Annotated in this window: 22 protein-coding genes, 1 tRNA gene and 1 riboswitch; of the genes, 14 read left to right on the top strand and 9 right to left on the bottom strand. The window is 58.0% G+C overall.

Features of this window, described 5'->3' with window-relative positions; all coding sequences use genetic code 11:
• The first annotated feature begins 93 nt into the window (after nucleotides 1-93).
• From DW724_RS06680 to DW724_RS06670, 3 genes are all read left to right on the top strand, one after another.
• Entirely contained in the window at nucleotides 94-2,475 is a 2,382-nt protein-coding gene (locus DW724_RS06680) for a diguanylate cyclase (protein WP_243105702.1), read from the top strand.
• Between the two features lie 14 nt (nucleotides 2,476-2,489).
• Entirely contained in the window at nucleotides 2,490-2,837 is a 348-nt protein-coding gene (locus tag DW724_RS06675; RefSeq protein WP_118761026.1) for an Hpt domain-containing protein, read from the top strand.
• Between the two features lie 288 nt (nucleotides 2,838-3,125).
• Nucleotides 3,126-4,007 (top strand): aldose 1-epimerase family protein, encoded by an 882-nt coding sequence (locus DW724_RS06670; protein ID WP_118761025.1) that lies wholly within the window; start codon nucleotides 3,126-3,128, stop codon nucleotides 4,005-4,007.
• 53 nt (nucleotides 4,008-4,060) lie between these two features.
• Here the strand turns inward: DW724_RS06670 and DW724_RS16230 are convergent, their stop codons facing one another.
• Nucleotides 4,061-5,329, bottom strand: coding sequence for a 2-hydroxyglutaryl-CoA dehydratase (locus DW724_RS16230; RefSeq protein ID WP_330426317.1), 1,269 nt, complete (start codon nucleotides 5,327-5,329; stop codon nucleotides 4,061-4,063).
• The gene (locus tag DW724_RS06660) at nucleotides 5,307-8,288 is read right to left on the bottom strand and encodes an acyl-CoA dehydratase activase (RefSeq protein WP_256372140.1); all 2,982 of its coding nucleotides are present in this window, start codon (nucleotides 8,286-8,288) and stop codon (nucleotides 5,307-5,309) included. The genes DW724_RS16230 and DW724_RS06660 overlap by 23 nt, the downstream gene beginning before the upstream one ends.
• Nucleotides 8,289-8,540: 252 nt before the next feature.
• Nucleotides 8,541-8,645, top strand: a riboswitch (SAM riboswitch).
• An 80-nt stretch (nucleotides 8,646-8,725) separates the two neighbouring features.
• Here DW724_RS06660 and metK point away from each other — a divergent pair.
• Nucleotides 8,726-9,913, top strand: a complete 1,188-nt coding sequence (gene metK, locus DW724_RS06655) for a methionine adenosyltransferase (protein ID WP_118761023.1) — start codon at nucleotides 8,726-8,728, stop codon at nucleotides 9,911-9,913.
• Nucleotides 9,914-10,267: 354 nt separating this feature from the next.
• Here the strand turns inward: metK and DW724_RS06650 are convergent, their stop codons facing one another.
• The 7 genes from DW724_RS06650 to DW724_RS06620 form a co-directional block, all read right to left on the bottom strand.
• Nucleotides 10,268-11,635 (bottom strand): MATE family efflux transporter, encoded by a 1,368-nt coding sequence (locus DW724_RS06650; RefSeq protein WP_118761022.1) that lies wholly within the window; start codon nucleotides 11,633-11,635, stop codon nucleotides 10,268-10,270.
• Complete coding sequence (gene udp / locus DW724_RS06645; RefSeq protein WP_110435086.1) at nucleotides 11,632-12,393, bottom strand: uridine phosphorylase; 762 nt, start codon at nucleotides 12,391-12,393, stop codon at nucleotides 11,632-11,634. Before udp ends, DW724_RS06650 begins: the two co-directional genes overlap by 4 nt.
• Entirely contained in the window at nucleotides 12,387-12,581 is a 195-nt protein-coding gene (locus tag DW724_RS06640; protein WP_117488760.1) for a DUF951 domain-containing protein, read from the bottom strand. The genes udp and DW724_RS06640 overlap by 7 nt, the downstream gene beginning before the upstream one ends.
• A 49-nt stretch (nucleotides 12,582-12,630) precedes the next feature.
• Entirely contained in the window at nucleotides 12,631-13,104 is a 474-nt protein-coding gene (gene ispF / locus DW724_RS06635) for a 2-C-methyl-D-erythritol 2,4-cyclodiphosphate synthase (RefSeq protein ID WP_118360806.1), read from the bottom strand.
• 1 nt (nucleotide 13,105) lies between these two features.
• The gene (ispD, locus tag DW724_RS06630) at nucleotides 13,106-13,822 is read right to left on the bottom strand and encodes a 2-C-methyl-D-erythritol 4-phosphate cytidylyltransferase (protein ID WP_118668118.1); all 717 of its coding nucleotides are present in this window, start codon (nucleotides 13,820-13,822) and stop codon (nucleotides 13,106-13,108) included.
• Between the two features lie 238 nt (nucleotides 13,823-14,060).
• Entirely contained in the window at nucleotides 14,061-14,639 is a 579-nt protein-coding gene (locus DW724_RS06625; RefSeq protein WP_118761021.1) for a site-2 protease family protein, read from the bottom strand.
• A complete protein-coding gene (locus DW724_RS06620) occupies nucleotides 14,636-15,307 on the bottom strand; it encodes a M23 family metallopeptidase (RefSeq protein WP_118761020.1) in 672 nt (223 codons plus the stop codon). Before DW724_RS06620 ends, DW724_RS06625 begins: the two co-directional genes overlap by 4 nt.
• A 378-nt stretch (nucleotides 15,308-15,685) precedes the next feature.
• On the opposite strand from DW724_RS06620, the gene DW724_RS06615 reads away from it, so the two are divergent.
• From DW724_RS06615 to DW724_RS15575, 10 genes are all read left to right on the top strand, one after another.
• A complete protein-coding gene (locus tag DW724_RS06615; RefSeq protein WP_118761019.1) occupies nucleotides 15,686-16,873 on the top strand; it encodes an ABC transporter substrate-binding protein in 1,188 nt (395 codons plus the stop codon).
• A 301-nt stretch (nucleotides 16,874-17,174) separates the two neighbouring features.
• The gene (locus DW724_RS06610) at nucleotides 17,175-18,056 is read left to right on the top strand and encodes a branched-chain amino acid ABC transporter permease (protein ID WP_118285665.1); all 882 of its coding nucleotides are present in this window, start codon (nucleotides 17,175-17,177) and stop codon (nucleotides 18,054-18,056) included.
• A 12-nt stretch (nucleotides 18,057-18,068) separates the two neighbouring features.
• Nucleotides 18,069-19,151, top strand: a complete 1,083-nt coding sequence (locus DW724_RS06605) for a branched-chain amino acid ABC transporter permease (protein ID WP_118761018.1) — start codon at nucleotides 18,069-18,071, stop codon at nucleotides 19,149-19,151.
• 3 nt (nucleotides 19,152-19,154) lie between these two features.
• Nucleotides 19,155-19,913 (top strand): ABC transporter ATP-binding protein, encoded by a 759-nt coding sequence (locus DW724_RS06600; protein WP_118761017.1) that lies wholly within the window; start codon nucleotides 19,155-19,157, stop codon nucleotides 19,911-19,913.
• A gap of 17 nt (nucleotides 19,914-19,930) precedes the next feature.
• Entirely contained in the window at nucleotides 19,931-20,638 is a 708-nt protein-coding gene (locus DW724_RS06595; protein WP_118285663.1) for an ABC transporter ATP-binding protein, read from the top strand.
• A 142-nt stretch (nucleotides 20,639-20,780) separates the two neighbouring features.
• A complete protein-coding gene (locus DW724_RS06590; protein ID WP_118761016.1) occupies nucleotides 20,781-21,407 on the top strand; it encodes a cytidylate kinase-like family protein in 627 nt (208 codons plus the stop codon).
• A gap of 298 nt (nucleotides 21,408-21,705) precedes the next feature.
• Nucleotides 21,706-21,796, top strand: a tRNA-Ser gene (locus DW724_RS06585).
• A gap of 355 nt (nucleotides 21,797-22,151) precedes the next feature.
• A complete protein-coding gene (locus DW724_RS06580) occupies nucleotides 22,152-23,117 on the top strand; it encodes a DUF4373 domain-containing protein (RefSeq protein ID WP_158580232.1) in 966 nt (321 codons plus the stop codon).
• Nucleotides 23,118-23,174: 57 nt separating this feature from the next.
• Nucleotides 23,175-24,272, top strand: coding sequence for a flagellin lysine-N-methylase (gene fliB / locus DW724_RS15580; RefSeq protein ID WP_158580231.1), 1,098 nt, complete (start codon nucleotides 23,175-23,177; stop codon nucleotides 24,270-24,272).
• Nucleotides 24,273-24,453: 181 nt separating this feature from the next.
• Nucleotides 24,454-24,666 (top strand): S-layer homology domain-containing protein, encoded by a 213-nt coding sequence (locus tag DW724_RS15575; RefSeq protein WP_158580230.1) that lies wholly within the window; start codon nucleotides 24,454-24,456, stop codon nucleotides 24,664-24,666.
• Nucleotides 24,667-24,779 lie beyond the last annotated feature (113 nt).

Below are 24,779 nucleotides of genomic sequence, written 5' to 3'. Positions count from 1 at the left end.
GCAGATGCATGCAGGAACACGATTTGTTTTATGCGGCCTGTGATCAATCAATCACGGTATCTATTGCTTGACCGGCAGGAGGTTTTAGCACGAATGAAAGAGAAAAGCACGATTCTGATCGTAGATGATTCCGAGCTGAATCGCACGATCTTAGCCGATATTCTTGGTGATGAATACAATTTTATCGAGGCGGAAAACGGAGCACGCGCGATCGAGCTGCTGCGGACGCACACTGATATCGACCTTATCCTGCTGGATATGGTCATGCCGGAGATGAACGGCTTTGACGTACTGACCGCGATGAACAACAACCGCCAGATCGAGGATATCCCGGTGGTGATGATCTCGGCGGAGAACGGCATCGAGCACATCGAGCGCGCGTATGACCTCGGCGTTATCGACTATATCAGTCGCCCGTTCGACTGCATGGTCGTGCGCCGCCGCGTGGTCAACGCGCTGATACTGGCTGCCAAGCAGAAGCGGCTGATGCGGCTTGCCGCCGAGCAGATTTACGAAAAAGAGAAGATCAGCGACCTGATGATCAATATCTTCAGCCATATTGTCGAGTTCCGCAACGGCGAGAGCGGCCCGCATGTGCTGCACATCCGCACCATCACCGAGGTGCTGCTGAGCCGTCTGGTGCAGAAGACCGACCGCTATTCGCTGACGCAGGAGGACATTCAGCTGATCTCGAGTGCGTCCGCGCTGCACGATATCGGCAAGGTCAGTATTCCGGATGAGATCATCAACAAGCCCGGCAAGCTGACAAAGGAAGAGTTCGAGATCATGAAGTCGCACACGACGGTCGGTGCGGATATTCTGCACGGCCTGCCGTTCTCCAATGAGGAGCCGCTGCTCAAGACCGCGTATGAGATCGCGCGCTGGCACCACGAGCGCTACGACGGCCGCGGCTATCCGGACGGCCTGACCGGCGAGGAGATCCCGATTGCGGCGCAGGTCGTTTCGGTTGCCGATGTGTACGACGCGCTGACAAGCGTGCGCTGCTACAAGTCCGCGTATGACCACGAGACCACCCTGCGGATGATCGTAAACGGCGAGTGCGGCACGTTCAATCCGCTGCTGCTCGAGTGCCTGCTCGATGCGTCGCTGCAGATCAAGGAGCGTCTGCGCGAGGCCAACGAGGGATATATGCACAGCACGGCGCACACGCAGCAGCTTTCGGCCGAAATGATGCTCAAGCGGGCGACGCCGCAGGTCGGACGTTCGATTCAGGCGCTCGAGACCGAGCGCATCAAGACCGAGTTCTTTGCCAAGCAGTCCTGCGGCATTCAGTTCGACTATGATGCGGCAACGCGCACCATCTCTGTGACGGACCACACGGATACGCTGCCGTTTGGCAGCCGTCTGTATGATGCGGCGGATACGGAAAAATTCACGATCTTCAGCAAGGATGACCTTCACCGCCTGGAAAACGCGCTGTATGTTACCACGCGGGATGCTCCGGATGTCAGCATGCCGATCACCCTGCGGTTTCCGGAGAACGGCTGGGAACACGAGTACATGCTCGCGGCTCGTGCGCTCTGGTCGAGTGACGCCAAGCCGCGGTATCTCGGCGCTGTCGGTCAGTTCCGCGAGATGCAGACCGATATCATGCTGCCGGAAATGGCGCTGCCGGATTCCGGCGCTGTCACCGGCAGACAGCTTGCGGCTTCAATGGAGGGCATGAGCCGTATTTTTGATGTGGTGCGGCTGGTTGATCCGAAAAGGGGCGAAATCCTGCAGCTGAATGCGGACGGCACGTTCTCGGACCGCGTCCTGCCGTGCTCTCCGGTGTGGAATCACGGAAAAAGATGCAGCAGATGCATTTCCTGCTGCTGCATGGAGGACAAGACGCGCATGAGCAAGCTGGAGCTTACCGACGAGTGCGCGTATCAGCTGATTTCGCGCTATCTGGTCGTGGACGGACGCGAGTGCGTGCTCGAGCTGGGCAGCAGGCTCAGCGACAGCGTTTGGGTGACGAGCGGCGGGCGGCAGTTCCGGCTGGATGCCTCGCACGGAGAGGATTTTTATCTGGATCCGGTGACGGGCGCGTACGGGCGCCGCTACCTCGAGGACCAGCAGCCCGAGCTGGAAAAGGCGGAGGCACTGGCGGTGATCGACATTGACAACTTTAAGGAGATCAACGACGAATACGGCCACCTTGCGGGCGACGCGGTGCTGCGGCACGTTGCGAATGTCATTCTCGCGCGCGTCAACACAGCGGACACACTCGTCCGCTATGGCGGTGATGAATTTGTGCTGCTGCTGTCGCATATCCCGGCGGAGAAATTCCGTTCGACACTCGAGCGCATTCGGGGAGCCGTGTACACGACCAAAATACCGCAGTACGAGAATATCCACCCGACCGTCAGCATCGGCGGTGTGTATCAGGCGCATCCGCTGGTCGAGGCCATCCGCCGGGCGGACAAGCTGATGTACTGGGCAAAGCAAAAGCGCAACGACGTACAGACCTGAGGAGGAGTACATACATGAATCTGGAAGAGTTTTATGCACAGATCGGCGGCGATTATGCGGACACGCTGCAGCGCCTGTGCAATGAGAGCATGGTGAAAAAGTTCGTGAAGAAGTATCAGGACGACCCGACCTGCGCCGACCTGCACAACGCGGCTCTGCAGCAGGACTGGGAAGTTGCCTTCCGCGGTGCGCATACCCTCAAGGGCGTAGCGCAGAACCTTGGCTTTGAGCGGCTGTATCAGGTCAGCGCTGTGCTGACCGAGGCCATGAGAGGCAATAAGCCGCTCGAGGACAGGAGCCTGCTCGACGCTGTGGAGCAGCAGGATGCCGTAATCCGCAGAGCGATTTCGGAGCTGGAGTAAAAGCAAAGGACGAACTGTTTGGTTCGTCCTTTTTTCTTGACTTTGCCGGATAAAGTGGGTATCCTGAACTTAAGGTAATACCACATAATTGAACAAGAGCGATTTACGAGTAAATTTTGCGTACTGACGCGACGCGGTTTCGCAGTAATACTTGACGTATTACAAGAAATCGCAACAAAGTCAGGACACAAAATTTCCGTAAAGCGCCGCGGCAGCGCGACCGGAGCCTGCGCAAGGAGCCGCAGCTTTAATTATGTGGTATTGCCTCAAGTAAAGGAGGAAAAACCCATGCAGGTATTGGAAAACGAACGCTTTCGCGTGGAAATTAACGAATTCGGTGCCGAACTGACCCGCTTTACGAGCAAAAAGGACGGCACGGAGTACGTCTGGAAGGGCGATCCGGCGGCATGGAAACGCCATGCGCCCATTCTGTTCCCAATCGTGGGACGGCTCAAGGATAAGACCTATACGGTGGATGGTAAGCCGTATGAGATCACGCAGCACGGCTTCGGGCGCGATCTGGAGTGGCAGGCACAGAAAATCAGCGGCACCTGTGCGGAATTCACGCTCACGCCGAGCGAGTACACGAAGAAGATGTATCCGTGGGATTTTATCTGCACCGTGCGCTATACTTTGGACGGAAATGCGCTGAAAAAGGAGCATATCGTCAAGAATACGAGCGATTCCGTGATGTATTACGAGATTGGCGGCCATGACGCCTACACGCTCTGCTGGGAGGACGGCGAGAAGATAACCGACTACTATGTGGAGTTTGAGGGCACGGATGCGCTCAGCCGCATTGTAACCGACGAGAACGTCATGCTGACCGCCGACCGCATTTCCGTTCCGCTGACCGAGGGCAGACTGCCGATTTCCCGCGAGCTGTTTGCAAACGATGCGGTCATGACCGAGGGTCTGCCGTTCCGCACGGCGACCATTGCCAGCACGAAGAACCGCCGCCGTGTGACGATGGACTTCACCGACTTCGACTATTTCGCGGTGTGGAGCCCGTATAAGGATTTTGAGGTGCCGTTCGTCTGCCTTGAGCCGTGGAGCACCCTGCCGGACGGCAATCACCTTGACCATGCCATCGAGCACAAGCAGGGTATCCGCAAATTGCACCCGAACGAAAGCGAAACCCTGACGTTCACCACCATCATCGACGAATAAGTTATCCACCGTCTGTGCATAAAAAAGAGGACTGCGTTGCAGTCCTCTTTGCTTTACTCTGCGCTCGAAAGCATGAGTTTGATTCGGTTTTCCTGATTGATCTTGGACGCGCCCGGGTCGTAATCCACCGCGACGATATTCGCCTGCGGGTACACCTCGCGGATTTTTCGGATCATGCCCTTGCCCGCGATGTGGTTCGGCAGGCAGCCGAACGGCTGGGTGCACACGATGTTGGTCACGCCCTCGCTGATCAGCTCGACCATTTCGGCGGGGAGCAGCCAGCCTTCGCCCATCTTGACGCCCTGACCGATAATGGCGTGCGACTTTTTGCGTACCTCGTCAAACGGCATCGGCGGACGGAAATGACCGTCTTTCTTCATCATTTTGATGATATCGGCCTGCTTGCCGAGCACAAACTGGTACACCATCTTGTAGACGGCGGCGGTTTTGCCGTTGCGGCTGTACAGCTCGTGGTCGATGACCGAGTTGTAGATGCAGTACAGGCAGAAGTCCATCAGACCGGGCAGCACCGGCTCGCAGCCTTCGCTGAGCAGGAATTCTTCCAGACGGTTGTTGCCGAGCGGCGAGAACTTGACGTAGATCTCACCGACGATGCCGACCAGCTTTTTCTTCTGCGTTTTATCCAGCTTCAGCTTGCCGAACACGGTCAGCACGAACTGGAACAGGTGCTTTACCTCGCCGTAGCGAACCATGCGCTCGCCGGTGAAGCGCTTGATGACTGCGTCCATGCAGATGTCGATCGCCTTGTCGGTCGAGCCGGGCACGATCTCGTACGGACGGCACTGGTTAGCGACCATCATGATCAGATCACCGATCAGAAGTGCGTACGCCACCTGCACGAGCATGGTCTTGGTCAGCTTGAAGCCGGGGTTGCTCTCCAGACCGGAAAAGTTCAGCGAAATGACCGGAATAAAGCCGTAGCCGTTCTTTTCCAGCGCCTTGCGGAGCAGGTGGATATAGTTGGAGGCACGGCAGCCGCCGCCGGTCTGCGGCAGGATGAGCGCGATTTTGTGGATGTCGTATTTACCGGATTCGATCGCGTCCATCAGCTGACCGATGACCAGCAGGGCGGGGTAGCAGGTGTCGTTATGTACGTTGCGCAGACCCTGCTCTGCGATGTTCGGACCCTCGGTGTGCAGCAGCTCCATGTCGTAGCCGTAGTTTTTCATCAGGCGGCAGATGAGTCCAAGCTGCACGGGCAGCATGTTCGGCACCAGGATCTTATAGGTTTTTCGCATTTCCTCCGTGAACTGCGGGTAGGAATATGCGGGCGTTGCCTCAGGCGTTTTGCTGTTCTGCAAGCTTGCGTCCCTCCTCTACGGCGGCCAGCATGCTGCGGATACGGATTTTTGCCGCACCGAGGTTGCTGATCTCGTCGATTTTCAGCTGTGTGTAAATTTTGCCGCCGTTTTCGCAGATGGCGCGCATCTCGTCGGTCGTGATGGCGTCAATGCCGCAGCCGAAGGACACCAGCTGGATAAGCTGGGCGTTCTCCTTCTGGGTGACGTACTTGGCCGCGCCGTACATGCGCGAGTGGTACGTCCACTGGTTGAGCACATGCACCTCGGGTGCATCGGTCAGCTGCCAGACTGCATCCTCGGACACGATGACCAGACCGAACGACGCGATCAGCTGGTCGATGCCGTGGTTGATCTCCGGGTCAACGTGGTACGGACGGCCTGCAATAACGGCAACGTCAAGGTCGTGCTCGTCCGCGTAGCGGATGGCGCGCTGACCCTCGATGCGAACGTCAATGTAGTATTCGTCCTGCGCCAGATACGCCTCCTCGACAGCGGCGATGACCTGCTTTTTCTTGATCTGCGGGTACTTGCCGCAGAAATACTTAACGGCGTGCTTCGTGAAGCGCTTTTTGTCCGCGAGTTCAAAGTACGGCATCATAAAGTCGAAGTCCGCGAGTGCGGAGACGTTCGCCTTCAAAAGCTCCGGATAGTAGGCAACGACCGGACAGTTGTAATGGTTGGTCGCGCGTTCCTCGTCCAGATTGTAGGTCATGCACGGATAGAAGATGGCATCGACGCCCTTTTCGAGCAGGTTCTCGATGTGGCCGTGCATCAGCTTCGCCGGATAGCAAACCGTGTCCGACGGGATGGAATGCTGACCCTGCATGTACATATCGCGGGTGGAAACGTCGCTGAGGACGGTCTCGAAGCCGAGTTTACGCAGGAATGCCGTCCAGAACGGCAGCAGCTCGAAGTTGTTGAGACCGAACGGCAGACCGATTTTTGCAATCGGGTTTGCGATGCCGGACGGCTCACCGTAGCTTTTCAGCTTTTCCAGCTTCCATTTATAAAGGTTGGGCAGGTCGGCCTTTTTCGTGCCGCCGAGCGGGCGCTCGCAGCGGTTGCCCGAAATGAAGCGGCGGCCGCCGCCGAAGTCGTTAATCGTCAGATTGCAGTGGTTCTCACACAGACCGCAGCGCGTGGAGCGCACATTGTGCTCGAAGCCTGCGAGGATATCCGTGCCGATGAGCGTGGTGGTGTCGCGGCGGTTGTCCTTGGCGTGCAGTGCTGCGCCGTAAGCGCCCATCAGACCAGAGATTGCCGGACGGGTCACGTCGCGGCCGATCTCCTGCTCGAACGAGCGCAGGATGGCGTCATTGAGGAACGTGCCGCCCTGCACAACGATGTGCTGGCCGAGGTCGTCCGGCGAGTGGGCGCGGATAACCTTGTACAGTGCGTTCTTGACGACGGATACCGACAGACCGGCGGAAATCGCGTCAATGCCCGCGCCGTCCTTCTGCGCCTGCTTGACCGAGGAGTTCATGAACACCGTGCAGCGCGAACCGAGGTCGATGGGGTGCTTTGCGAACAGACCCAGCTTGCAGAATTCCTCGATGGAGTAGCCCATCGAGCGGGCGAACGTCTCGATGAACGAGCCGCAGCCGGACGAGCACGCCTCGTTGAGCGAAATATTGTCGATGCACTTGTTGCGGATTTTGAAGCACTTGATGTCCTGACCGCCAATGTCGATGATGAAATCAACATCCGGGCAGAAATGGCGCGCCGCGCGGAAGTGCGCGACCGTCTCGACCAGACCGAAATCCACGCCGAAGGCATTCTGAATGAGCGCTTCACCGTAGCCGGTGACCGCCGAGGACACGATATGTACGCGGTCGCCGCACAGCTCGTACAGGCGGGTGAGCTGCTCACGGATAACGTCCGCCGGATTGCCCTTGTTGGACTGGTAGTGGTGGAACAAAATCTGGTCGTCCTCACCGATGAGCACCAGCTTGGTGGTGGTGGAGCCGCAGTCGATGCCGAGATATGCGTCGCCCTCGTACATGGTGACGTTCTGCGTCATGACATCGTGCATGGCGTGACGGTGCTTGAATTCCTCGTACTGCTGCTCATCCTCGAACAGCGGCGGCAGGTAGTTGGCAACGACCGGAGCGTCCGCCGCCTTTTCAAGCGCCGCGAGCAGCGAATCGACCGTGTAGGTCTTCTGCGTGCCGCCTGCGTACTCCGCCGCGCCCGCCGCGATGGCATACGGCGCGAGAGCCGGGAAGTGCGCGTGCGCATCGTCCAGCTTCAGCGTCTCCTGAAAGCGCTTCTGCAGGCCCTTGAAAAAGAACAGCGGACCGCCGAGGAACAGCACATCGCCCTTGACCTCACGGCCCTGCGCCAGACCGGCAATGGTCTGGTTGACGACCGCCTGGAAGATGGACGCGGCAACGTCCTCCTTGCGCGCGCCCTCGTTGAGCAGCGGCTGAATATCCGACTTGGCAAATACGCCGCAGCGGGACGCGATGGTGTAGATGCGCTCCGCGCCCTGTGACAGTTCATCGAGCTCGGACGGCGTAACGTCCAGCAGGACCGCCATCTGGTCGATGAACGCGCCGGTGCCGCCCGCGCAGGAGCCGTTCATGCGCTCCTCCAGCTGACCGGTGAGGAATACGATCTTCGCGTCCTCGCCGCCCAGCTCAATAACAACATCGGCCTGCGGAACGTGCACGCCTACCGCCTTGCGGGTGGCGAACACCTCCTGTACAAAATCAATATCCGCGGCCTTCGCCACGCCTAAACCGGCCGAGCCGGTGATCGAACAGCGGAGCGGCGTATCCGTGCCGATGAGGCCGCGCGCCGCGCGCACCAGCTCGACCGCCTTTTCACGCACCTTGGAAAAATGCCGTTCGTAGTGCTTGTGGATAATCTCTCCATCGCGGACAACGACGATCTTGACGGTCGTTGAGCCGATGTCGATTCCAACATTTACATTCATAATACCCTTGATCTCTCCCATAACAAAACAGAGCGCCGTTCAGGCAATAATAAGGTATCGCCCTGGCGCAAAGTGAATGCGGGTAAGTGCTGCCGTGCGTCAGCCTGAGAAGGCCATATGATGTGATAAATATGCAGGGCAAATTCTTACCTCTATTACTATAACGGTGCAAGCGGAAAATGTCAATGCGGCGATTTTCTCCTTGGATGCCGAAAATACCCCTTGACAAAGCCGGAAATTTTATATAAAATATACGGCGTAAGTGAATACATGTCCTTATCGAGAGCGGTGGAGGGAACGGCCCTGTGAAACCCGGCAACCTGCGTTGTTTTGCAACGTAAGGTGCCAAATCCGGCGTAAGAATACGAAAGATGAGGGAGCAAAACGAACTTTTCGCTCCCGCTGAGGAGCGTTTTTTAATGCTCTGAAAATGAACTGGAGAAAGGAACTGATACTTAATGGCACATCATTTTTTCACCTCGGAATCGGTTACGGAAGGCCATCCCGATAAAATCTGCGACCAGATCTCGGACGCGATCCTTAACGAGATTTTAACGCAGGATCCGTATGCCCGCGTAGCCTGTGAGACCACCTGCACCACCGGTATGGTTCAAGTAATGGGCGAGATTTCCACTTCCTGCTATGTGGACATCCCGAAGGTTGTCCGCGACACGGTTCGTGAGATCGGCTACGATCGCGCGAAGTACGGCTTTGACTGCGACACCTGCGCTGTCCTGACCGCGATCGACGAGCAGTCCGCCGACATTGCACTCGGCGTTGACAACTCCCTCGAGCGCAAGGAGGGTGCCTCTGAGGCTGACCTCGCTATCGGCGCAGGCGACCAGGGCATGATGTTCGGCTATGCGTGCGATGAGACCAAGGAGCTGATGCCGCTGCCGATCTCTCTGGCGCACAAGCTGGCAAAGCGTCTGACCGACGTTCGCAAGGACGGCACGTTCGACTATCTGCGTCCGGACGGCAAGAGCCAGGTTACGGTTGAATATGACGAGGACAATCAGCCCGTCCGCGTGGATACCGTTGTCATTTCCACCCAGCACAGCCCGGAGGTGTCCCTCGCGCAGATCCGCAAGGACATGATCGAGCAGGTGGTAAAGAAGGTCATTCCGTCCCATCTGCTGGATGAGAATACCAAGTATTTCATCAACCCGACCGGCCGTTTCGTCATCGGCGGCCCGCACGGCGACTCCGGTCTGACCGGCCGTAAGATCATCGTGGACACCTACGGCGGCATCGGCCGTCACGGCGGCGGCGCGTTCTCCGGCAAGGACCCGACCAAGGTGGACCGCTCCGGCGCGTATGCGGCTCGCTGGGTTGCGAAGAACATTGTTGCGGCAGGTCTGGCAAAGCGCTGCGAGATTCAGCTGGCGTATGCCATCGGCGTTGCCGAGCCGGTTTCCATTATGGTAGAGACCTTCGGCACCGGCGTTGTTGGCGACGATGTGCTTGAGAAGGCCGTAGAGAAGGTGTTCGACCTGCGTCCGGCGGCAATCATCGAGCAGCTTGACCTGCGTAAGCCGATCTACAAGCAGCTGGCAGCCTACGGCCACATGGGCCGCGAGGAGCTTGGCGTCAAGTGGGAGAATACCGATAAGGTTGAGGCGCTGAAGGCAGCGGTAAACGGTTAATTTGCGCTGAAATTGTATAGAGAAAGGCTCCGGAGCATATCCGGAGCCTTTCAGTCTGCCCAAAAAGTCAGATTGGCGTATTGCGTTTCGTGCGACAGCACGCATAAAATAGAATTTGCGAAGCAAATTCATAAATTCCGGGAGCATGTATCTCGGAATTTATACAAGGGAAGAAAAAATGTGCCCGCAGGGCGCGGTTTTTCTTCAGTATTCGCTCGAAAGCGTGGTTTCGAGCGAGAGGCTGCTCGGAAAACGATAGTTTTTCGACAGCCTCAAAGGCTCTGGAGCATATCCAGAGCCTTTTTGTATCTCAAAATTTCGCGGCAGGGATTGAGCCGATGCAGGGAAATTGGCTCACATATCTCGCGTGATCTGCCGAAACCGCAGCAAAAACAGCGTTGTCGTTGTAGCCGCGGCTAATAAATCCGCGACCGGCTCCGCGAGGAACACGGCGAACAGCTTATCCGCGAAAAAGTGCGGCAGGATTAAAATAAACGGTATCAGCAGGAAAACCTTGCGCTCAAGCGCGAGAAAAAGCGAGATACGCGCCTCGCCGAGCGCCACAAACGACTGCTGGAATCCGGTCTGGAACGCATTGGTAAATCCGAGCGCAAAGTACACGCGCAGCGCCCAGACGGTGCGTTCGACCAGCTCCTCATCCGAGGTAAACAGGTGCACGACCGTGTGCGGGAACAGCTGCACAGCTGCCCAGATCGAAAACGCGAACACGAACGCCGCCGCGAGATTCAGCTGCACGACGCGCTTCATGCGGTCGGGCCGCTTCGCGCCGCAGGCGTAGCTGAGGATGGGCTGCGCGCCCTGCGCGAGTCCGGTCAGCGGCAGCTGCACCATCTGCGCCACCGAGGTCAGGATGGTCATTGCGCCGACCGCCGCATCGCCGCCGTACCTTTGCAGCGATACGTTGAACGCGATGGTGAGCAGGCTTTCTGTTGACTGCATGACAAACGGGGACGCGCCCAGACCGACTGCGGATGCCAGAACCGGTCGGTCAATGCGGAAATACGCGCGTTTGAGGCGCAGAACCGTCTGCTTTCCGGTCAGAAACCGCAGAACCCATGCCGCAGATACCGCCTGCGAAATAATCGTCGCTACAGCCGCGCCGCGCACGCCCATGCGGAACACGAAGATGAACAGCGGGTCAAGCGCGGTGTTGAGCACCGCACCGATAACTACCGTTTTCATCGCCACCGAGGAGCGGCCCTGCGCGGTGATGAAGCCGTTCAGACCGAGCGATGTCATCACGAAAACCGTGCCGAGAACGTAGAGGTTGAGGTACTGCATCGCATACGGCAGGGTGTCGGCAGATGCGCCGAACAGTTTCAGTAATGGCGCCTGAAACAGCAGGAAAAGTGCTGTCAGCACGAGCGCAAGTGCCCAGAGTGCCGCCGTACACGTTCCAAGAATGCGTTCCGCGCGGTCGTGCTCCCTTGCGCCGAGCGCGATAGACGCCCGCGGTGCGCCGCCCATGCCGATCAGCGCCGCGAATGCCGAGATGAGCGTGATGACAGGGAAGGTGACGCCCATGCCGGTCAGCGCCAGCTTGCCCTCGAGCGGGATGCGTCCGATGTAAATGCGGTCCACGATGCTGTAAAGCAGGTTGACAACCTGTGCCGTGATGGTCGGCAGCGCCAGCCGAAACAGCAGCGGCCCTACGGGTGCTGTGCCGAGGGCCGCTGTCTGCTGATTCTGTTGTTCACTCATGCCTTGCTGTCCTCACGGATGAGCACGCGGATGGCCTCCACGGCGGCCTTTACGCCGCGCTCGGTGGCGTCAGGCGGGATGGCGGGAGCATCATCGTTGTCCGCGTTCCACAGCACGTTGAGCACCGCGCCGCACCGAACGTGCAGCACCTGCGCGACGATCATGAGCGCGGCTGTCTCCATCTCGCTGGTGAGCGCGCCTGCCGCCTTCCATGCCTTCCACTTGGCGGTCAGCTCGTCCGCGATGGGCATTTGAGCGGGACGGATCTCGCCGTAAAAGCTGTCCTTGGACTGGATAACGCCTGTGTGATACGGGAAGCCGAGCGCCTGCGCCGCCTCGTGCAGCGCGGAAACAACGGAAAAATCCGCGACTGCCGGGAACTCGATGGGGAGGTACTCGCGGCTCGTGCCCTCCTGACGGATGGCGCCGGTGGCAATGACGATATCGCCGCCCTTTACCTTGTCCACAATGCCGCCGGACGTGCCCACGCGGATGAACGTGTCCGCGCCGCACTCGACCAGCTCCTCCATGGCAATGGCCGCAGACGGACCGCCGATGCCGGTCGAGCAGACCGCAACCGGAACACCGTCCAGAGAGCCTGTCCACAGCGTGTACTCGCGGTTGTGGGCGATCTGCTTCGGGTCGTCGAAATACTGCGCGATCTTCTCGCACCGCGCCGGGTCACCGGGCAGAATGACGTACCGCCCGATATCGCCCTTGGTGATTTGAATGTGCATCTGTCTGCCGTCTATCAACATACGATTTCACCCTCCCGTTCTACGGTTCTGATGTTTTTCTCCGCCTTGCTGCGCGGCAGCATGACCTCATGCCCGCAGCCGAGGCATTTCAGCTTGAAATCCATACCGATACGCAGCACCTGCCACTGCTTGCTGCCGCACGGGTGCTGTTTTTTCATGGTAAGAATGTCGTTTACCTGTATATCCATTGGAATCACTTCCTCTACCTTTTTCCATCTAAACAGGGGATTGGGATTGTTAAATCCGCTCTAAAAGGCACACACAGTGCGCGGCAATGCCTTGTTTGGAGCCGGTAAAGCCCAGTCCCTCCTCGGTGGTCGCCTTGACCGAAACCTGCTCGACCGCGCAGCCGATGGCGGCGGCAAGGTTCTCGCGCATCTGCAGAATGTGCGGCGCGAGCTTGGGCGCCTGCGCGAGCACGGTCGCATCCAAATTGCCGAGCTGCCAGCCGCTCTCGCGCACGAGCGCGGCAACGTGCCGCAGCAGCGCGATGCTGTCCGCGCCCTTGTAGCGCGGGTCGGTATCCGGAAAGTGCCCCCCGATGTCACCGAGCGCGAGTGCGCCGAGCAGGGAATCCATGACGGCATGCGTGAGCACGTCCGCGTCCGAGTGACCGTCCAGACCAAGCTCAAACGGAATGTTCACACCGCCGATGATGCACGGCCTGCCGGAGACCAGTCTGTGTACGTCGTAACCGTGTCCGATGCGCATATCACTTGACCTCCCTTGTGAGGAGCGCTTCTGCAACGAGAATGTCCTCCGGCGTGGTGATTTTAATGTTCTGGTAGCTGCCGTGGGTCGCCTTGACGATGGTGCCGAGCGACTCGACAGCCGCGCAGTCATCGGTGAAGCTGTAGCCGCGCTCAGCAGCCGAGGTGAGCGCACGGCGGAGCAGGTCCTTGCGGAACACCTGCGGGGTCTGCACTGCGGCAAGCGTGTCGCGGGCGACATCGGCGGCGATATTGCCGTTTTCGATGCGCTTGATGCTGTCCTTGACCGGAACGACCGGCGCGGCAGCACCGCACGCGGCGGCGGTGGTAACCGCCTCGGTGATAACGGCCTCGGAGACGAGCGGGCGGGCGCCGTCGTGTACGGCAACGAGCACGGCGTTTTCCGGTGCGGCCGTGATGCCCGCGAGAACGGATTCCGTGCGGGTCTCGCCGCCGCGCGTCACCGTGCACAGCTTGTCAATGGAGAAGGCCTTCGCCAGCTCGGTATAGGGCATGATGTCCTGCTCACGGCAGACGAGCACGATATCGCGGATGGCGGCGCATTTCTGGAAGGCGGAAAGCGTGCGTGCGAGGACGGGTACGCCGTCAATTTCGAGCAGCAGCTTGTTTTCGCCGCCCATACGGCGGGAGGAGCCTGCCGCTACGATAACAGCGCATACGGCGGGGAGATCAGTTTTTTTTCTGCGTTTTCCCAGCATAATTGTTCGGTCCTTTCTATCCAAAGGCTTTGTGAGCCTTTTGGTTCGTTTGGATAAATCTTTGTACCGTTATTTTACACGATTTCGGCAAAATTTACAAGGGTTGTGAGAATTTATCGTAGGGCGGGGCACTCCGGAGCGGCTTCATCTGCAACGATTAACCCGCAGGGGAGCACAGTGTGCCCCCGAACAACGTAAAATCGAACGTGTTGTGGGCGAACATTGTTCGCTCCTGCGGTTACGCGCGTGCATGCGGGTTGCATGCGGTGCGCCGAGGTCGGCGCCCCCTACGGAATGCACTGCCGGTTATCATAATGCCAACGAGCAACAGCCACCCGCCGAATCCCGACTTCCACAGGAGGACGCCGCCCGCAAGGAGGACGAGAACGGACACGCCCGCAATCCCGTTCAGCAGGCGTGTAAACCGTCCGTCCGCGAGGTGCCGGAGCGCCATGCCGCCGTCGAGCGGGGGCACGGGCAGCAGATTGAACAGCCCGAGTAGCGCACTCGCGCCGGCAAGCCGGTACGCGCCGAGCGGGTTCGCCAGTGCGGTGAGCACAAAGCTGGCCGCCGGTCCGGCGAGGCAGATGGCGGCGCGCGAAAACGGCGATGGCGGCAGGCTGCACCGCAGGACAGCGCCGCAGGCGGTCAGGCACAGGGCGTGCACCGTGCCGCCGGACAGACGAATGACGAAAAGGTGTCCGCACTCGTGTACAGCCGCCGCCAGCAGGAAAATGGGGAGCACGCCGCTCTCATCCGCGCACCAGAGCGCAGCCATGAGCACAAGAAAGCCGTCGCGGACCTGAATCCGGCTCACAGCGTCAGATAGTCGGCAGGATTGAGCGCCGCGCCGTTGTGCCACAGCTCGAGGTGCAGGTGCGGACCGGTGGCGTTGCCGGTCTGGCCGACCTTGGCGATCTGCTCGCCGCAGGTCACTTTATCACCGACTTTGGCGGAAATGCTGCTGCAGTGCGCGTATAGGGTTGCAAAACCGTCCGCGTGATCGACAATGACGTACAGACCGTAGCCGGATTCGCCGGTCTCGCGCACCGTGCCGTCCGCGAAGGCGGTGATGGGCGTGCCCTCGTCTGCGGCAAGGTCAAGCCCGTAGTGGAAGCCCGGCTGACCGGTGATGGGACTGAGCCTGCTGCCGAAAGAGGACGTCAGCGTGCCGGAAGTCGGCGTGGTGTGCTCGAACTCCATCGGATAGACGGTCTGGTCAACCGTGTCGGGGAACAGGGTCTGGTCGCGGTCTAAAATATCGTCCGCACCGCCGGAGGATTCCGCGGGAACGGTATCTGCGGGCATGGCAGAGCCGCCGAATACCGCGAGAACATGGTCCGCGTTTGCCGCGCCGGACAGGGCGGAAGCCGCCTTTTCGCGCACGGTCTGCGCGAAGGGGATATCGGCGTACTTTATCACACCGGCAGCGAGAACCAGCGTTACGATGAATAACAGTCCTTTTCCGTGGCGTTTTTCGGTCATGGGGTACCTCCTTGAAATGTTGCACAGATTGAATGAACACCGCAGGGCGAGGGCACCCCGCCCTACGAATATCTTATGAATAGCGAAGATAGTCTATGATGTTCTCAGCGTGAGAAAAATTTTTCAGGCTCTCCCTGCAAAAACGGCGGCAGGATGGAAGCAATTTGCAGGAATCCTTGCAGGACGGACAAGTGTTCTTGTGAGAAGATACAAAAAACGTAAAGTTACTCAAAAGATAATCAGTAGATTATCTGAAATTGTATTCTCAGCGCAAAAAAAGTGAGCCGAAATGCGGAAATGGTAGTATAATGTGAAGCATAATCCAAGACACCCGATAGGGTATGCCGATTCGGGGGAAACAAAGGAGAAGATTTCACCATGAAGAAAACACTCAGTATGCTCCTCGCCGGCGCTATGCTGGCTACGGCGCTGACCGGCTGCGGCGGCTCCGCTTCGAGCAGCTCGGATTCGCAGAACAGCGGCAACTCCGACAGCACCGCTTCCGGTACTGCCTTCAAGATTGGCGGCACCGGCCCGCTGACCGGCGCGGCTGCTATTTACGGCAACGCCTGCAAGAACGGCGCACAGATCGCGGTTGACGAGATCAACGCTGAGGGCGGCGATATTCAGTTTGAGCTGAACTATCAGGACGATGAGCACGACGCCGAGAAGGCTGTCAACGCCTACAACACCCTGAAGGACTGGGGCATGCAGCTGTCTCTCGGCTCCGTAACCTCCAAGCCGTGCGAGGCTACCGCCGCTGAGAACTACAGCGACCGTATTTTCGCACTGACTCCGTCTGCTTCCACCGTTGCGGTAACCGCAGATAAGGACAATGTGTTCCAGATGTGCTTCGTTGACCCGAATCAGGGCACCGCATCCGCGCAGTACATTGCAGAGCAGAAGCTCGGCACCAAGATTGCGATCATCTGGAAGAACGATGACGTTTACTCCACCGGTATTCACGACAAGTTCGTAGAAGAGGCAAAGACCAAGGGTCTGCAGGTCGTTTCCGACAAGACCTTTACCGATGCTTCCGCTAACGACTTCTCCGTTCAGCTGAACGATGCAAAGAGCAAGGGCGCTGACCTGGTATTCCTGCCGATGTACTATCAGCCGGCATCCCTGATCCTGACGCAGGCAAACAGCATGGGCTACAAGCCGAAGTTCTTCGGCGTAGACGGCATGGACGGCATCCTGACCATGGAAGGCTTTGATCCCAAGCTGGCCGAGGGCGTTATGCTGCTGACCCCGTTCAACGCAGACGCAACCGACGAAAAGACCGCTTCCTTCGTTAAGAAGTACAAGGAGCAGTTCGGTGAAACCCCGAACCAGTTCGCAGCCGACGCTTACGACTGTGTTTACGCTTACAAGCAGGCACTCGAGAATGCAGGCGCTACGCCGGATATGTCCGCTGAGGACCTGTGCGACAAGATGATCGAGCAGTTCACCTCCATGACCTTTGACGGTCTGACCGGCGAGGGCATGACCTGGGATGAGACCGGTGCCGTATCCAAGTCCCCGAAGGGCATGGTTATCGAGAACGGCGCTTACGTTGGTATGTAAAACAGAACCGTAGGGTTCCAACAGCATAAACGCAAGGGCGAGTAAAGGAGGTCTGGCAGCAGTCCTCCTTTACCGCTATTATAAAGAAGATAGGAGGTAGGAGATAGGAGGTAGGAGTGGACGACGATAAACGTTTCCCGTAGGGCGCGACGACTCGGCGCGCCGTATAAACCGTATGCACATCGTTACGAACGGCGCGCCGGGGTCGTCGCGCCCTACGGTACGGGTAAATCATCGGATAAACTCCTACCTCCTCCCTCCTAACTCCTACCTTAAAAGAAAGAATGGGGTGTTCCAAACCATGAGCTTTTTGAATCATTTGATCAGCGGCATCAGTCTGGGCAGCATCTACGCCATCATCGCACTCGGCTACACGATGGTTTACGGCATTGCAAAAATGCTGAACTTCGCGCACGGCGATGTTATCATGGTAGGCGGCTACATGTGCTTCTGCGCTACCACCTATCTCGGCTGGCCGGCGTGGATGGGCGTTGTGCTGGCTGTTGTTGTCTGCACCGCGCTCGGTGTTGTTATTGAGAGACTTGCCTACAAGCCGCTGCGTATGGCGCCGTCGCTGGCGGTGCTGATCACGGCCATCGGCGTTTCGTACTTCCTGCAGAATGCGGCGCTGCTGATCTGGTCCTCCAACCCGAAGACCTTTACCTCGGTCGTTACCGGCGAGGCGCTCAGCCTGTTCGGCGGTCAGATGCAGATCTCCAAGGTAACGCTCGTTGCCATTGCGGCGTGCGTTGTCATCATGGTCGCTCTGATGCTGTTCACCGGCAAGAGCAAGGTCGGCACGGCGATGCGTGCGGTTTCCGAGGACAAGGGCGCGGCCCAGCTGATGGGCATCAACGTCAACACGACCATTTCCATCACCTTTGCCATCGGCTCGGGTCTTGCCGCTATCGCGGGCGTGCTGCTGTGCTCCGCGTACCCGACCCTGATGCCGACCACCGGCTCTCTGCCGGGCATCAAGGCATTCACCGCTGCCGTATTCGGCGGCATCGGCTCGATTCCGGGCGCGTTCATCGGCGGCATTCTGCTCGGCATCATCGAGATTTTTGCCAAGGCGTACATTTCCACGCAGCTGTCGGACGCGATCGTGTTCGCAGTGCTCATCGTGGTGCTGCTGGTCAAGCCGGACGGCCTGCTCGGCAAGCATGTGAGCGAAAAGGTTTAAGGGGGCAGTCATATGAACAAGTTAAAATCCTATGCTGCGTCCAAGCGCGGACGTGACACGCTGCTGTGCTTCGGCATTGTCATTATTGCGTACATCATCGTGCAGGCAGCCATCGCGGGCGGCGGCATCTCCAGCCAGATCAAGGGTCTGCTCGTGCCGATCTGCTCGTATGTTGTCATGGCGATCTCGCTCAACCTGACCGTCGGCATCCTCGGTGAGCTGTCGCTCGGCCATGCGGGCTTTATGTCGGTCGGCGCGTTTGCGGGCATTGTCACCACCACCTGTCTGGCGGATGCGATTCCGCTTGCACCACTGCGTCTGGCTGTCGCTATGGTCGTTGCCGGACTGTTTGCGGCGATTGCGGGTGTCATCGTCGGCGTGCCGGTACTGCGCCTCAAGGGCGACTACCTCGCCATCGTAACCCTCGCCTTCGGTGAGATCATCAAAAACCTTGTAAACGTTATGTACCTCGGTCTGGATGATGCCGGTCTGCATTTCAGCCTGGTCAACCAGAATTTCCAGCTGGGCGACGGCGGCAAGATGATCATCAACGGCCCGATCGGCGTATCCGGCGTCACCAAGATCTCCACCTTCACCTCGGGCGTTGTGCTCATCCTCGTTACGCTGTTCTTCGTGCTGAATTTTGTAAACAGCCGCACGGGACGCGCGGTCATGGCGGTGCGCGACAACAAGATTGCCGCTGACTCCATCGGCATCTCCACCTCGCACTACAAGCTGCTCGCGTTCGTGGTCTCCGCGGCGTTCGCAGGCATGGCGGGCACGCTGTACGCGATGAACTTCTCCACCGTAACCGCTGCCAAGTTTGACTTCAACACCTCCATTCTGGTGCTCGTATTCGTCGTTCTCGGCGGTCTGGGCAACATCTGGGGTTCTATCATCGCCGCAACACTGCTGACGCTGCTGCCCGAGCTGCTGCGCGGCCTGAGCAACTACCGTATGCTCATCTACGCAATCCTGCTGATTGCAATGATGCTGTTCAACAACTCCTCCTTCAAGGTTCGCCTGCTGGAGAAGCGCGCAATGCGTCAGATGGAAAAGGCCGAAAAGGCCGGCGGCAAGAAGGAGGGTGCGTAAGCCATGGCAATGCTGGAAGTTACTTCGCTCGGCATTTCGTTCGGCGGTCTGCGTGCCGTTGACGAGCTGAGCATGAAAATCGAAAAGGGCGGTCTGGTCGGCCTCATCGGCCCGAACGGCGCAGGCAAGACCACCGCGTTCAATATGCTGACCGGCGTGTACCGCCCGACCGACGGCGGCATCCGTCTGGACGGACAGAACCTCATCGGCAAAAAGCCGCATGAAATTTGTAAATTGGGCGTTGCCCGTACGTTCCAGAACATCCGCCTGTTCTCGCAGCTGAGCGTGCTGGATAACGTAAAGACCGGTCTGCACAACCAGATCACCTACTCGTTCGCAGAGAGCATGTTCCACCTCGGCTCCTACCGCAAAAAGGAGAAGCAGATGGACGAAAAGGCGATGGAGCTGCTGCGCGTGTTCAATCTGGACGGCGTAGCCGATTACAAGGCAGCCAACCTGCCGTACGGCAAGCAGCGCAAGCTCGAGATCGCGCGTGCGCTTGCTACCAACCCCAAGCTGCTGCTGCTCGATGAGCCGGCGGCGGGCATGAACCCGAACGAGACCGAGGAGCTGATGGAGACGATTGAAATCGTCCGCAAGAGGTTCGGCGTAACCGTCCTACTCATCGAGCATGACATGAAGCTGGTCTCCGGCATCTGCGAGTACCTGTATGTGCTCAACTTCGGCCGTCTGCTCGCTGAGGGCACGCCCAAGGAAGTGCTGAGCAATCCGGAAGTCGTTAAGGCATATCTGGGCGAATAAGAAAGGAGGAAACAAGTATGGCAATGTTGGAAGTAAAGGACATCAACGTGTATTACGGCCTGATTCATGCACTGCGCGACGTTTCCTTCGAGGTAAACGAGGGCGAGGTCGTGGCGCTCATCGGCGCAAACGGCGCCGGCAAGACCACCACGCTGCACACGGTCACGGGTCTGCTGCCGAGTAAGGGCGGCACGGTGACGTTTGAGGGCAAGGATATCACGCACAAGCCGGGTCATGCCATTGTGAAGCTGGGCATGAGCCACGTTCCGGAGGGCCGCCGCGTGTTCGCGGGTCTGACGGTCGCGGAGAACCTGCGTATGGGCGCGTATACCCGCCCGAAAAATGAAATTCCGGAGTCGCTGAAAATGGTCTACGAGCGTTTTCCGCGTCTGGAGGAGCGTAAAAATCAGGCAGCCGGTACGCTGTCCGGCGGCGAGCAGCAGATGCTCGCAATGGGCCGTGCGCTGATGAGCAAGCCGCGCATCCTGCTGCTCGATGAGCCGTCCATGGGTCTGTCGCCGCTGTTCGTAGGCGAAATCTTCAAGATCATCGAGGAAGTGTCCAAGGCAGGCACCACCGTCCTGCTCGTAGAGCAGAACGCAAAGAAGGCGCTGTCCATCGCGGACAGAGGCTACGTCCTTGAGACCGGCAAAATCGTCAAGACCGGCAAGGCGTCCGATCTGCTGAATGATGACTCTATTAAGAAGGCTTATCTGGGAGAATAAATTTCGGAAATGGAAAATGGAGAATGGAAAATGGAAAATGAATGTGCGGCGCACAGCGCCGATATTAAGTAATCGCGCTATGCGCGATACCACAATTCTCAATTCTCCATTCTCAATTATCAATTTATGTAGGGGGTAAATTATGAAACCTTACGTTATCACCATCGCGCGCCAGTACGGTTCGGGCGGCAAGACGGTCGGCAAGATGCTGGCGGACAAGCTGGGCATTCCGTTCTACAACCGCGAGATCATCACCATGGCGAGTGAGGACAGCGGTGTAAATGCCATGCTGTTCTCGGACGAGCGTCTCAAGGGCGATTTCCTGACGCGCCTGCGCGCGCATTATCACGGCAACACGCCCGTGCCGAACGACTCGTCCAAGTCCTACCTCAAGGATGAGGCGCTGTTCGCCTATCAGGTGAAGATCATCCGCCGGCTGGCGGATCAGGGTCCGTGCGTTATGATCGGCCGCTGCGCCGACTATATTCTGGCAGGCCGACCGGATGTTGTGCGCGTGTTCGTCCATGCGGACAAGGATTTCTGTCTCGAGCAGGCCATGAAGGTGGACTCGCTGCCCGAGAACGAGGTGGCAAAGAAGATCGCCGAGATCGACGAGTACCGCGCCCGCTACTACAAGCACCACACCGGCCACGACTGGTATGACGCGCGGAATTATGATCTGTCGCTCAACAGCGGCGTGCTCGGCTTTGACGGCACGGTTGAGGAGATCATCAAGTATATGGAAGTGCGCGGGCAGTTTCAGAAGTAAATAGGGGAGAACCGTCTGTGAGAGCAGGCGGTTTTCTTTTTTGCGTTTGGCGGTTGAAAGGATTTACCCTACGGTATCCCATAATCGTTATGATTTACAGGTCGAACCCTTTGGTGGAATGTATGCCGTTGTATGGTCTGCGCAACGCCAAATCCTACACCTGCAATCCGCCCCAATTCGACCTGAAAAAACTTTTTCAAAAAAATTTGAAAAAAGGGTTGACGAAACGGGGATTCTGTTATATACTAAACAAGTCGTCAGCGATGAGTCATCAAAAACGACAACAACTTAACAAGATGGAGAGTTGGCTGAGTGGTCGAAGGCGCACGATTGGAAATCGTGTAGGCGTGATGAGCGTCTCTAGGGTTCAAATCCCTAACTCTCCGCCAAAAGTGAGCTGAAATCGTAAGGTTTCAGCTCTTTTTGCATTACCTGTCGCGAAACTACAGTTTCGCCGACAAGGAGGAACGGACCGTAGGCCGTTCCAAAGTCGTACGAAAGTTCCTATGCAGAAACTTTCTCCCTCCGGAAGTGAAAAAACCGAGATACATGCTCCCGGTTTTTTCGGATTGCAGAGCAATCCTATTGAATACGCGCTTACGCGCGGGCTGCGAACAGATTTTAACATCCTCTGACTGTGAACAGGGGAGGTTTTTTTATTTCCCGGAAAATATTTTTTCGGAGTTGACCATTTGTGGTCAATTTTTTATCCGTTCCGGCGGTAGGGTAAAGGGAGGTGCTCACATGGGCAGAAACAGAAAAGTTGGATTGGACTGGTGGCCGCGCGACATCGGCCTGTACCGCGACCCGAAGCTGAGAGCCGCACGGCAGAAATTCGGCGTGCTCGGGCCGTATGTGTACGAATGCCTGCTCGACATTGCCTACGGCGATAAGGGCTACTACATCGCTTACAGCGGCGAGGGCCGCGAGGACACGCTGTGGCAGCTCCGCGAGTACACCGCCGGACTGGAAAACGTGACGATCGAAACACTGGCCGCCGTAGTCGATCAGCTGGTGGCAAGCGGCCTGTTCCATGCTGCGTTATATGAACGCGGCTTTCTCACATCCAAAAGAATACAGATGGGGTATTTTCTGGCGACCGTGACGCGTAATGCAGTGCCCATCAATTTTGACATTTGGCTTCTCACCGAGCAGGAAATGCGGGAGAAGAATCCGAGTGGCAAGTCTTTTGTGCTGCGTGCATTTATTTCCCACACGGAAAATGCGATTTATCGTACGGAAAATGCGATTTGTTGTACCGAAAATCCACAGAGCAGAGAAGAGCAGAGAACAGAAGAGCAGAGAACAGTAGAGGACAGTAGAGCAGAGCAGACCAGAGAAGAGAAAGCAGTTACGGCTGATTCTGGTCTGACGACCGAACTGGAAGAAAAACTGAATTGTAAGTTTGACCATAACTTCTGTCTGGAGCTGCGCAGGCTGCAGAACAAGGGGATGCAACGTGAGGTGTTCTTAGATACCGCCCGACAGACGGCTGAGAATGCACCGCGCAATCCGGCAGGGTATTTCCGCACGCTGCTGCAGAACTGCGAGCGTGACGGCATTCTCACCGCTGAGGATATGCAGAAACGGGCAAAGCCTGCACCGGCGCAGCCTGCAATCGGGCCGTCGAGCGAACAGCTGTCCGCGTTCGATCGGGAATGGTACGAGCGGGTCAAGCGGTACACAAGGGAGAAGGCAGTGCCGTCATAACCCTTTTCAACCGCGCCCGCGTCTGCTATAATGAGACAGACAAGAGAGGTGATTAGGATGGGCTATATTCGCCGTCCTGCGTATTACAAGGCATTCCGGTGCATCGGCTCGGACTGCACGGAAAACTGCTGTATCGGCTGGGAGATCGACGTAGACGAGGATTCCCTTGCGTACTACGAGACCGTTCCCGGCGATTTTGGCGAGCGTTTGCGCGCGAGTATTGCGCCTGCGGACGCGCAGACCGGAGAGCCGGCGCATTTTCGTCTGGACGCCGAGGAGCGGTGTCCGCTGCTGAACGACTGCAACCTGTGTGAAGTGCTGCTTCACTTAGGGGAGGACAAAATGGCGCAGATCTGCACCGACCACCCGCGGTATTACGAGTGGTTTTCGGACGGCCGTGAGGACGGTCTCGGCTTGTGCTGTGAGGCTGCCGCCGAGTTGATACTCGCGCAGACCGGCGCACCGGCGTTTGACGTGACCGAGGCGGACGGCGTATCCGAAACCGGCACGGAGGCGGAAACCGAACTCGAGAACGTGCTGTTTTCCATGCGCGATGCGCTGTTCCGGCTGGCGTGCGAGGACGCGCCGTTCGATGACAAGGCCGACAGGCTCTACCGCACGGCAAAGGCGCAGCAGGAGCAGTACGATGACCTGCTGTTCCCGTTCCCCGAGGGGGAGGACGAGGCTGCAGACGAGACGGACGAGGACACGGTTTCGTGGTCGCAGGCGTTCTGGCGGGAGAGCACGCTCACGAGTTTGCTCGAGATGCTGCTCGGCTTTGAGATCAACAAGGACGACTGGCGCACGCTGCTGACCGGTGCAAAGGCGCGCCTGCCGGAGATTATCGCCCGCAGAGAGGCGTTTTTGCAGGCGTATCAGGGCAAACGCCATGAATACGATAACCTGCTGACGTACTTCCTGTACCGGCACTTTATGAAGGCGCTCGGAGATGACGCCGTGCAGGACAAGGTGCAGCTGGCGCTCGTGAGCACGGCGGTCATTCAGCTGCTCGATGTGTACGAGTGGCTCACCAACGGGGAACTCACGCACTGGGCGCAGATCTGCATCTGCAAGGCGTACTCGCGCGAGATTGAGTATAACGAGGACAATACCGAGCAGCTTGCCGCGTTTTCCGTCCTTGACGAAATGGAATAAAACAGAACACCGCGGACTGGGGTCTGCGGTGTTTTTGTTTTTGCGGTGGGGACGACGCCGTACCCGCGGCGTGGGAGTGCGGCACCCGCCGCGGGGGGCAAAAAGGAAGGGACACCTGCGGTTTCCCTTCCTCTTTGGACTCCTACCTTTCCCTAATATCACCCGTGAGCAGCTTGCCGCCATGCTGTACCGCTATGCCGGTGAGCCGGACGGCGCGGCAGACCTGTCTGCCTACACGGACGCAGGCTCGGTTTCCGCGTATGCGGAAAAAGCGGTGCAGTGGTGCGTCAAGAACGGCATTCTGACCGGTAAAACGTCCTCGACACTCGCTCCCAAGGCTACCGCAACCCGCGCGGAGTGCGCGGCGATGCTGCAGCGTTTCGCTGCACTCTGACTGTCGCGAAACTACAGTTTTCTTAACACTTTCCGAAATATCCGCAGTATATCTACCGATTTCAACCTTTTGATTTGGTCGTGACACCAAAATGAAACCAAATGGATTTTAGA

The sequence above is a fragment of the Butyricicoccus sp. AM27-36 genome (genome assembly GCF_003480945.1).
In the GTDB taxonomy this organism is placed as follows: domain Bacteria; phylum Bacillota; class Clostridia; order Oscillospirales; family Butyricicoccaceae; genus Agathobaculum; species Agathobaculum butyriciproducens.
This window is presented reverse-complemented; position numbering and strand designations above follow the sequence as displayed.